Origin of the sequence: Serratia sp. CY82433 (assembly GCF_052166535.1) — a bacterium.
Lineage (GTDB): Bacteria > Pseudomonadota > Gammaproteobacteria > Enterobacterales > Enterobacteriaceae > Serratia > Serratia sarumanii.
Map to the genome: position 1 here is coordinate 115,437 of NZ_JBJNOR010000008.1, position 10,340 is coordinate 125,776.

Here is a 10,340-nt window from a genome sequence, read left to right on the forward strand (position 1 = left end):
AGAGTAGGGCTATTGCCGGGATTAGCCACATAGCGCGTTAAAAAGCGTCTTTCGGGTTGCCGCCTTTCAGCAGCTTCAGAATATCTTCCTGCTTCTCTTCTTCTTCTTCGTCGTCTTCACCCAGTTCGATGCCCAACACGTCCATCAGCACATCGATGCGATCCAACGTTTTGTCGACATAGGTCTGCTCTTCCGCGTTCAGCGTTTCGCCATCGTCGATGCGATCCAGCAGCGCGTTCAGGCGTTCGTCATTTTCCAGCTTCGCCAGCTCTTCTTCCGGCGACAGGCGCGGTTTCGCTTCGGCCTTTGGCTTCGGCTGCGGTTTGGCCTTCACTTTGGTTTCGTCGACCACCAGCGCTACCGGCACTTTACTGCCGATACGCGGATCTTTGGCTTCCGCCGCCGATTTGTTCTTCTGGCTGCCGGACTCGACCTGGGTGCGCGAACCGGAAGCGTGGCCGCGGCGCTTTTTCAGGCGTTTGCGCTCGCGCGCTTCCTGATCGAGCTCCATACGGCTTTTCTTTTTCGTTTTTGACTTCGCCGCGCTGCCGCGAGGTGCTTTTGATGGCTGGTTCATAGCGTGTGCTCTTAGGTATGTAGATTCAGTATAGAATTGCGGCGGAATCTAGCAGAAAGCGGACAAAGAAAAAAGGCGGCAGGTTAAACCTGCCGCCTATTTCGCACCTTCTTGCGAAGGGTATTCCAGTTACGCGCTCCTTGCGCACATGCAACATCCCGGTTTTTCCTTCTGCTATAACCGCATTCCCTGCCACTACGTCCTTCATCCTGAAAGAAAAATCGTCCATGGCGCAATCCATTCGCATCCGCTCTTCCCGAGCGAGCTTCCTGCCGGCATCCAAACTGCCAATACTTCACCATCCGATGTGCCTGCCGCCTGTTCCGGTGCGAAAGGGTCACTTCCTGTTGCGTTCATCCTGGCACTCATTGCACGCCCTGTGCATTCCCTGAGATTTGTCATCCTTCCCGGATGTTCCTTAATCCTGCGCAACCCTGCGTTAACGACTACTTTACGTTATTGTTGCCAAGGCTCAAGGCACCTGACGCCGATTTGGACGACATTTCCCTACAACGAAAAAACAACATATTGTTTTTAAAATAAAAACAGAAACATCACTTTCGAATAAAGCGACATTACCCGCGATTCGAATGGCAAATGTCTCACAACGTACGCGCGGCATAACCGTCGTTTTATCGCGTCCCGCCGCTTAAAAACCGAGAAACACGCCATTTTTACCGCTGATGCAGTTATAATCGCCAACCAGTTAGCCATCCTCACGGAGACGAAAAATTTTGACCAGCAAGAACTACAACTATCATGTGACCCATTTCGTCACCAGCGCACCCGATATTCGCCATCTGCCGGGGGATGCAGGAATTGAAGTCGCCTTTGCCGGCCGTTCCAACGCCGGGAAATCCAGCGCGCTGAATACGCTGACCAACCAAAAAAGCCTGGCGCGCACCAGTAAGACGCCGGGGCGCACCCAGCTGATCAACCTGTTCGAAGTGGAAGACGGCATCCGCCTGGTCGACCTGCCGGGTTACGGCTACGCCGAAGTGCCGGAAGAGATGAAGCGCAAATGGCAGCGCGCGCTGGGCGAATACCTGCAGATGCGCAACAGCCTGAAAGGCCTGGTGGTGCTGATGGATATTCGCCATCCGCTGAAAGATCTCGACCAGCAGATGATCCAGTGGGCGGTCGACGTCGGCACGCCGGTGCTGGTGCTGCTGACCAAGGCCGACAAGCTGGCCTCCGGCGCACGCAAGGCGCAGCTCAATATGGTGCGTGAAGCGGTGCTGCCGTTTATGGGGGATATCCAGGTTGAAGCCTTCTCGTCGCTGAAGAAGATCGGCGTCGACAAGCTGCGCCAGAAGCTGGACACCTGGTTTAACGAGATCCCACCGGAAGTGCTGCCGGAAGACGAAGCCGGCGAATAAGCCCAGGCCGAACGCCAGAGCCGATGCCTCGCCGCATCGGCTTTTTTATACCCGCAGTTCAGCCGCAGGCGGGATTTTTTGTTATCTAATTACAGTTCTGAAATAAAGCCATCATAAAAACTTATCGCCAGGGCTGGCTTATCTCGCCGGATTACGCGAGTCGAGAGGGGGGGAAGCAGGAACGAGAAGCGGTGCGGAGCGATAGGAAAAACGTATGGTTTGCTGCTGTTTTTACAATAAAAAACGCCCCAGTCAATACTGACTGGGGCGGCTAAATATTCAGCCAAATCCGATTACGTGAAGTAAAAGGTCTGAAAGATAGAACATCTTACCTCTGTACCCTACGCCTGTAACTCTACCTTATTTTTTCGCAGGGCAAAAGAATTTTTTGTAGTTTACTTACACAATTTGCGGCGCAAGAACGGCGAAGTTGGGGAAACTATCGCCGCATCTTGTAGCTTAATTACGAAAAGTGCTTAGGTTATCGCCAGTTAGCGCATCCGGCGATAACCCGGTAATCAGTGCGCCTCATCCCAGTTCATGCCGACGCCCACGTCGACCTTCAGCGGCACCGCCAGGGTCATGCTGCCTTCCATCAATTGACGGATGCGTTGGCTGGCTTCTTCGATCACCGACTCATGCACCTCAAATACCAATTCATCGTGCACCTGCATGATCGCGCGCACCAACGGCTTCTCCTGCCCTTGCAGCCAGGCGTCGACCTCGATCATCGCACGCTTGATGATATCGGCCGCGGTGCCCTGCATCGGGGCGTTGATGGCGGCGCGCTCGGCCGCCTTGCGGCGCATGGCGTTGCTGGAGCGGACGTCCGGCAGGTACAGGCGGCGCCCGTCCAGCGTGCTGACATAGCCCTGTTCGGCAGCCTGTTGACGGGTGCGCTCCATGTAGTCCAGCACGCCCGGGTAACGCTCGAAGTACAGATCCATATAGCGCTGGGCTTCCCCACGCGGGATCCCCAACTGGCGCGCCAGGCCGAAGGCGCTCATGCCGTAAATCAGGCCAAAGTTAATCGCCTTGGCGCTGCGGCGCTGTTCGCCGGTCACTTTATCCAACGGCACACCGAAGACTTCCGACGCCGTGGCACGGTGAATGTCTTTCCCTTCGGCGAAGGCCTTCAGCAGCCCTTCATCCTGTGACAGATGCGCCATGATGCGCAGCTCGATCTGCGAGTAGTCGGCCGCGACGATGCGGTAGCCTTCCGGCGCGATGAAAGCCTGGCGGATGCGCCGCCCTTCTTCGTTGCGCACCGGGATGTTCTGCAGGTTCGGATCGCTCGAGGAGAGACGGCCGGTCGCAGTCACCGCCTGATGGTACGAGGTGTGTACCCGGCCGCTGACCGGGTTGATCATCAGCGGTAGCTTGTCGGTATAGGTGGTCTTCAGCTTCGCCAGGCCGCGGTATTCCAGGATCACCTTCGGCAGCGGGTAATCCAGCGCCAGCTCGGCCAGCACTTCTTCGTTGGTGGACGGCGCACCGCCTGGGGTTTTCTTCAGCACCGGCAACTTTTGTTTCTCGTACAAGATAGCCTGCAGCTGCTTGGTCGACGCCAGGTTGAACGGCTCTTCCGCCAGCTCGTGGGCCTGCGCCTCCAGCTCAGCCAGACGCTTGGCCAGCTCCTGGGAGTGGGCCGACAAAATGGCCGGATCGATCAGCACCCCGGTGCGTTCGATATGCGACAGCACCGGCAGCAGCGGCATTTCAATCTCGTTGAACACCGTCAGCAGCTCTGCGCTCTGTTTCAACTGCGGCCACATCGCCAGGTGCAACTGCAGCGTGACATCGGCGTCTTCGGCGGCGTAAGGCGCCGCCTGCTCCAGCGCGATCTGATTGAACGTCAGCTGGTTTTTGCCCTTGCCGGCGATCTCTTCGAAGGTGATGGTTTTATGGCTCAGATAACGATCGGCCAGGCTGTCCATATCGTGACGGCCGCCGACGCTGTCCAGCACATAGGACTCCAGCATGGTGTCGTAGGCGATGCCGCGCATCTCAATGCCGTAGCGCGCCAGCAGGCTCATGTCGAACTTCAGGTTTTGCCCGACCTTCAGCGCCTTCTCGTCCTCCAGCAGCGGCTTGAGCGCTTCCAGCACGTAGGCGCGGTCCAGCTGTGGCGGTGCGTCCAGATAATCGTGCGCCACCGGCAAATAAGCCGCCTCGCCCGGCGCGATCGCGAAGGACAGGCCGATCAGGTTGGCGGTCAGGGTATCCAGACCATCGGTTTCGGTATCGAAGGCAAACACATCGGCCTTTTTCAGCCGCGCCAGCCAGTCGGTAAAGGCCGCTTCATCCAGAATGGTGACATAACCGTCCTGGGACAGCTTGGCCTCCGCCAGCGCCTTCGGCGCTTCCGCGGCGGCGGCGGCCGGTTTGGCACCGCCGGCAGCTTTCGCTCCCGCGCCTTTCTTGTTTTCCAGCCATACGCCGGCTTCCACGTCCGCCAGCCAGCGTTTGAATTCGTACTGTTTGAACAGCTGCTGCAGCGTATCGACATCCGGTGCAGAGACCGTCAGATCCGCGCAGGTCAGATCCAGCTCAACGTCGGTTTTGATCGTCGCCAGCTTATAGGAGAGGTACGCGACCTCTTTGTTCTGCTCCAGCTTGGCCGCCATGGTTTTGGCGCCGCGGAAGCTCAGCGTGGCGATATTCTCCAGATTACCGTACAGCGCATCCAGCCCGCCGATACCCTGCAGCAACGCCTGAGCGGTTTTCTCACCCACGCCCGGCACGCCGGGAATGTTGTCCGATGAATCGCCCATCAGCGCCAGGAAGTCGATGATCAGCTCCGGCGGAATACCGTACTTGTCGCACACTTCCTGCGGGCCGAGGATGGTGTTGTTCATAGTGTTGATCAGGGTGACGTTCGGCGTCACCAGCTGCGCCATGTCTTTGTCGCCGGTGCTGATCAGCACCGCGTGGCCAGCTTTTTCGGCCTCCAGCGCCAGCGTACCGATAACGTCGTCCGCCTCAACGCCGGGCGTCACCAGCAGCGGCAGGCCCATCGCCTTGACCATGTTGTGCAGCGGCTCGATCTGCGCACGCAGATCGTCCGGCATCGGCGGCCGGTGCGATTTGTATTCGGCGAAGAGATCATCGCGGAAGGTCTTCCCTTTAGCATCAAACACCACGGCAACGTGGCTCGGTTGATACTGCAGCAACAGGCTGCGCAGCATATTCAGCACGCCGTACATCGCGCCGGTCGGCTCGCCCGCCGAGTTGGTCAGCGGCGGGAAGGCGTGATAAGCGCGGTAGAGGTAGGAGGAACCGTCAACCAGGATTAGTGGGTTTTCTGCAATCTGGGCCATAGCGTTTCTTTATCGTGATCGGACATAGGGGTAAGCATGCCATAGCTGGCCGCCGGAGACGAACCTTAGCGTGCATTGCGGACGAAAATGATGAGATTGTGCGCGAGGATCCGCAAGATCTTACCTGTGGATAACTTTGTGCATAGAAAAGAGACCGAATTATAACGTTGTGATTATCGTTATAACGGCGAATAAAATTCCTATTTAAATCACCGCGTTAAAAGAACGAATTCCGGCGACGCTTTATTACTGGCTTTTATTGGATTTGTGGATATAACTTTCGCCGGATTTTAATCGCACTATTAATCAAATTCGGCGCCTCAATTACCTTAGCACAAGCTGGACAAGTTGCACAAAAACTCGGCAAATGGTTATCCGGCGAGGCCAAAAACAGTGATTTTTAGCGGCGCTTTACCCCGACATTCTCTGTTAAAATAGGCTTTTGTTCATGCGCTTCGGCATGCAACGATGTTCCCAACAACCGTCAGCCCATAACCATGCCAAGATTGTTAACGCCTGTTATCTTTATCATTTCCGTCATACTCACCATTCTGGTGACGGTGTTGTGTTCTATCCCCATCACGCTGGCCGGCATCGTGAAACTCCTGGTGCCCATTCCCGCCGTCTGGCGATATATCTCTGCTTTCGCCGATTTCATGATGTGGTGTTGGTGTCAGGGGCTGGCGCTGTTATTGCGCATTAACGGGCAATTGCGTTGGGATATTGAAGGGCTGGAAGGGCTGGATCGCAAAAACTGGTATCTGCTGATCAGCAACCACGAAAGCTGGTCAGACATTGTCGTGTTGTGCGTGCTGTTCAGAAATCATATTCCAATGAATAAGTATTTCCTCAAGCAACAGCTCGCCTGGGTGCCTTTTGTCGGCCTAGCCTGCTGGGCGCTGGATATGCCATTCATGAAGCGTTACTCCCGCGCCTATTTGCTCAAGCATCCGGAGAAGCGCGGCAAGGATATCGAAACCACGCGCCGTTCCTGCGAAAAATTCCGTCAACGTCCAACCACCATCGTCAATTTCGTCGAAGGTTCGCGCTTCACCGAAGCCAAGAAAATTAAAAGCAATTCGCCGTATCGCAATTTGCTGGCGCCCAAAGCCGCCGGCATCGCGTTTACCCTTAGCGCGCTGGGCAATCAGTTCGACAAAGTGTTGAACGTTACCCTGCTCTATCCGGAAAATAACCAACGGCCCTTTATGGATATGCTGTGTGGGCGGCTGACGCGTATCGTGGTAAGAATAGAAACGCTGCCGATCGATGAAACCCTGCACGGGGACTACTTCAACGACAAACAGTTCAAGCGGCGCTTCCAGCTGTGGCTGAATACGCTGTGGCAGGAAAAAGATCGGTTGCTGGATAAATTGAAGCGGCAATACGGATAAAAAAACGCCGGCAACGAACGCCGGCGTTTTTCATGTTGAATCTGGCTTATTTCTGCTGGCTGAGGAATTTAACCACGTCGGCGAACTGCTTCACGTAAGCGTCCATCGAGCTGGTGTCCAGGCCATCGTTTTTAACCATGTATTTGCCGTTCACGAATACCGCCGGCACACCGCGCAGTTGCAGATCTTCCGCGGCTTTCTCCTGTTGAACCACCAGAGATTTCACCACGAAGCTGTTCCATGCCGCGTCATAATCTGCGGCGGTCACGCCCGCTTTCACGAAGACGTTACGGATATCGTCCGGCGTTTGCACGGTCTGGGTTTTCTGCACCGCTTCAAACATCAACGGGCTTACCTTGTCTTCCACGCCCAGCGCCATCGCCACCGCCCATGCCTGAGTCAGCTGTTTGCCCAGCGGCCCCAGGAACTCAACGTGGTACTTGGTCATTTTGGTGCCGGCAGGCAGCGCCTTCTTCACGTTCTCGGACACGTGATAGACCTGCTCGAACTGGTAGCAGTGCGGGCAGTAGAAGGAGAAGAACTCCAGCACCTGAGGCTCACCGGTCACCGGCTTGTCCAGGGTCACGTACTGAGCGCCATCGCTGAACTGTGCCGCCGAGGCACTGAAGGCCATCACCATGCCAACGAGCGCCAACCATATTTTTTTCATAAGACTAAACTCTCCATTGTGTTAAAGCTTCAATACATTGGCGTCAGCTGCAGAGGGGGCTCCTGCAACAGCTTAACCTGTTCGGTGAAGGCCGCAGTCTGAGACAACCAGAAATCAGACTCCGCCATCCACGGAAAACTCTTAGGGAAGGCCGGATCCTGCCAACGGCGGGCGACCCAGGCCAGGTAATACACCATGCGCATTGCCCGCAGCGGCTCAATCAACGCCAGCTCGCGTTGGTCGAACTCGGCAAATTCGCCGTACGCTTCCAGCAAGACGTCCAGCTGCATCAATTGATCGCGCCGCTCACCGTGCAGCAGCATCCACAAGTCCTGCACCGCCGGGCCGTTACGCGCGTCATCAAGATCGACGAACAGCGGGCCGTCGCGCCACAGAATATTGCCCGGATGGCAATCACCGTGCAAACGGCGCGGCTGCCAGTCCAGATGCCAGTGCGCCTTGATCGCCGCAATCAGGTTGTCCGTTGCCAGCAGGAACGCGTCACGCTGTGCTGCCGGCAACAGCCCGCAATCGGCCAACACCTGACGCGGGGCGGTGAGATACTCTTCAACCCCCATCGTCGGCCGTTCGGCGAACAAACGCTCGCCGCCGACCTGATGGATACGGCCCAGGAAACGACCCACCCATTCCAACTGATCCAGGTTGTCTATCTCATATTGGCGCCCGCCCACGCTGGGAAACAGGGTAAAGAAGAATCCACCGTGCGTATGCAGCGTAGCGCCTTGCAGCGCCAGCGGCGCCACCGCAGGAATTTCCGCGCTGGCCAGATCCAGAGCGAACTGATGTTCCTCACCGATTTGTGCGGCGCTCCAGCGCTCCGGGCGGTAAAACTTCACCACGTAGCGCCGGCGATCTTCGTCCATAAACTGATAGACGCGGTTCTCATAGCTGTTCAGCGCCGTCAGGCCTGAATCGACGCGCAGGCCAACCCCTTCTAGCGCGTCCATAATCAAATCGGGCGACAGGGTGTCGAAATTAAAAGCAGAGTTATTCATAACGTTCGTTTGATCGCTGACAGCACGGTGCCGGGAATGAGAAATAGTAGCATTAATGGCGCCTTTCACGAGCTATGCTTTCTCGCACCGCGCGAGGATCAGTCCTTGATAACGCCACGAGCGCGTAACAGCGCCGTTTTAAAATCTTCTTCGTAATCTTTCTTCAGGCCCGGGATCTGATCCGTGCCGGCGCTGCCGCGCATTTTCAGATGGTAAATAAGAATGTCGTCGCTCAGTTCGGACAACTCGCCCTGGAAGCCCGCTTCCTGCGCCAGCTTTTGCAAAAACTGCATCAAATTGAGATCGGGATCTTCCTGCCAGGCCGGGTGCAACAGCTCGATCAACTCGTTTACGCGATGCGTTTTCATCTCAATATCGTCCAATAGCATGAATAAACTCACAAAGTAACAGGCTTACCCACGCAGTGAAAGAACCGGCTTGTCAATAAAGGTAAATCCTGATGTCGCGCCAGCTTTAGCGCTACAATCAGCGCATCGACAAGGCGGGATAAACGAGATGCATAAAGAAATCAGCGGCGTCATTTTGGCCGGCGGACGGGCCACGCGTATGGGCGGTGAAGACAAAGGCCTGGTGTCGATTGCCGGTATCGCACTCTATCAACACGTATTGGCTCGGTTACGGCCGCAAGTGGCTTCCGTCGCCATCAGCGCCAATCGCAATCAGGCACGTTACCAGGCGAGCGGTTTGCCGGTGATTGGCGATCTGACGCCCGATTTCGCCGGGCCGTTGGCCGGGATGCTCGCCGGGCTCAAGCAATCTCCCAGCGAGTGGGTGGCTTTTGTCCCTTGTGACGTCCCCGACTTTCCCGCCGACTTAGTCGCGCAGCTATGGCGGCAAAAAGGCGCGGCGCCAGCAGCCTTTGCCAGCGATGGTGAAAGAGATCACCCTACGCTGGCATTATTGCATACCCAAATAGCGCCGCAGCTGGCCAACTATCTGGCGCGCGGTGAACGCAAGCTGATGCTGTTCTTGCATCAGATTAACGCACAACGCGTGGTGTTCAGCGGGCAGCAAACGGCATTTCATAACCTGAATACGCCGGAAGACTGCCTGCACTGGCAGCAAGCACGAGAGCTAAAAACATGAATCGTTCATTGCCCCCTTTGCTGGCCATCGGCGCCTACAGCGGGACGGGGAAAACCACCCTGCTCAAGCAATTGATCCCAATGCTGAAACAGCGCCAGGTGCGGGTTGGACTGATAAAGCATACGCATCACGACATGGATGTGGATACGCCGGGTAAAGACAGCTATGAGCTGCGCAAAGCGGGTGCCGACCAAACGCTGGTCGCCAGCGATCGCCGTTGGGCATTGATGACCGAAACGCCGGAGCAACAACCTTTGGATCTACGCTACCTGGCAGGGCGTTTTGACGCCGATAAGGTCGATTTGATTCTGGTGGAAGGGTTCAAACATGAGCCGGTCAGCAAGATCCTGCTTTATCGGGCCGAGATCGGCAGACCGTTGGAAGACATGCTGGATCAGTTTGTCGTGGCGGTAGCCAGCGACCGGCCGCTATCCATCGCGGCTAAGCAGTTGGATCTCAATCAACCGGAAAGCATCGCCGACTTTATTGTCGAGTGGTTGAAAGGCGCAGCGTAGCTGCGCTTTTTTGCGTTTTACGCATAGCAAAAAGCCCTGAACGTCAGTTCAGGGCTTTCAGCTTTATTTGATGCCTGGCAGTGTCCTACACAATTCGTCTCATCCTGAGACTCTCCCCTCCGGGGCCGCCGCACGCGGCGTTAAGGCCCGTTCCCGACGGGCCTTTCGCATGGCCATGCTCGAGCAGAACGCCAGATAACAGACAAAACAAAAAGCCCCATGCTTTCGCATGAGGCTTGTTGTTTTATTTGATGCCTGGCAGTGTCCTACTCTCGCATGGGGAGACCCCACACTACCATCGGCGCTACGGCGTTTCACTTCTGAGTTCGGCATGGGGTCAGGTGGGACCACCGCGCTATTGC

Annotated in this window: 10 protein-coding genes and 1 rRNA gene; 4 read left to right on the top strand and 7 right to left on the bottom strand. The window is 56.3% G+C overall.

The genetic code is table 11. The annotated features are described in order from the left end of the window. Positions 1 to 37 precede the first annotated feature (37 nt). Positions 38 to 577, bottom strand: a complete 540-nt coding sequence (gene yihI, locus ACJ8PI_RS23845; RefSeq protein ID WP_049234118.1) for a Der GTPase-activating protein YihI — start codon at positions 575 to 577, stop codon at positions 38 to 40. A 734-nt stretch (positions 578 to 1,311) separates the two neighbouring features. On the opposite strand from yihI, the gene yihA reads away from it, so the two are divergent. Then, a complete protein-coding gene (gene yihA / locus ACJ8PI_RS23850; protein WP_019452177.1) occupies positions 1,312 to 1,956 on the top strand; it encodes a ribosome biogenesis GTP-binding protein YihA/YsxC in 645 nt (214 codons plus the stop codon). A 279-nt stretch (positions 1,957 to 2,235) separates the two neighbouring features. Here yihA and ACJ8PI_RS23855 read toward each other — a convergent pair whose 3' ends face one another. Both ACJ8PI_RS23855 and polA read right to left on the bottom strand, forming a co-directional pair. Beyond that, positions 2,236 to 2,283, bottom strand: coding sequence for a spot 42 RNA, inhibition of DNA synthesis (locus ACJ8PI_RS23855; RefSeq protein WP_071892919.1), 48 nt, complete (start codon positions 2,281 to 2,283; stop codon positions 2,236 to 2,238). A gap of 191 nt (positions 2,284 to 2,474) precedes the next feature. Beyond that, positions 2,475 to 5,276 carry a DNA polymerase I gene (polA, locus tag ACJ8PI_RS23860; RefSeq protein ID WP_164134769.1) on the bottom strand — a complete coding sequence of 934 codons (2,802 nt, stop codon included), beginning with the start codon at positions 5,274 to 5,276 and terminating at the stop codon, positions 2,475 to 2,477. A 497-nt stretch (positions 5,277 to 5,773) separates the two neighbouring features. Here polA and ACJ8PI_RS23865 point away from each other — a divergent pair, with 497 nt between their 5' ends. Then, entirely contained in the window at positions 5,774 to 6,670 is an 897-nt protein-coding gene (locus tag ACJ8PI_RS23865; RefSeq protein WP_015379457.1) for an acyltransferase, read from the top strand. A gap of 46 nt (positions 6,671 to 6,716) precedes the next feature. On the opposite strand, the gene dsbA is transcribed toward ACJ8PI_RS23865, so the two are convergent. From dsbA to ACJ8PI_RS23880, 3 genes are all read right to left on the bottom strand, one after another. Then, entirely contained in the window at positions 6,717 to 7,340 is a 624-nt protein-coding gene (dsbA, locus tag ACJ8PI_RS23870; RefSeq protein WP_004931264.1) for a thiol:disulfide interchange protein DsbA, read from the bottom strand. A gap of 29 nt (positions 7,341 to 7,369) precedes the next feature. Then, positions 7,370 to 8,356 carry a serine/threonine protein kinase gene (locus tag ACJ8PI_RS23875; RefSeq protein ID WP_047569988.1) on the bottom strand — a complete coding sequence of 329 codons (987 nt, stop codon included), beginning with the start codon at positions 8,354 to 8,356 and terminating at the stop codon, positions 7,370 to 7,372. 98 nt (positions 8,357 to 8,454) lie between these two features. Beyond that, entirely contained in the window at positions 8,455 to 8,724 is a 270-nt protein-coding gene (locus ACJ8PI_RS23880) for a YihD family protein (protein WP_033638631.1), read from the bottom strand. Positions 8,725 to 8,872: 148 nt separating this feature from the next. Between ACJ8PI_RS23880 and mobA the strand changes: the two genes are divergently transcribed. Next, positions 8,873 to 9,463 (top strand): molybdenum cofactor guanylyltransferase MobA, encoded by a 591-nt coding sequence (gene mobA, locus ACJ8PI_RS23885; protein WP_103830335.1) that lies wholly within the window; start codon positions 8,873 to 8,875, stop codon positions 9,461 to 9,463. After that, on the top strand, positions 9,460 to 9,978 hold the full coding sequence (gene mobB, locus ACJ8PI_RS23890) for a molybdopterin-guanine dinucleotide biosynthesis protein MobB (protein ID WP_047569984.1): 519 nt from the start codon (positions 9,460 to 9,462) through the stop codon (positions 9,976 to 9,978). Before mobA ends, mobB begins: the two co-directional genes overlap by 4 nt. Before the next feature lie 253 nt (positions 9,979 to 10,231). On the opposite strand, the gene rrf is transcribed toward mobB, so the two are convergent. Beyond that, positions 10,232 to 10,340: ribosomal RNA gene (rrf, locus tag ACJ8PI_RS23895) — 5S ribosomal RNA — on the bottom strand; the annotation flags it as partial.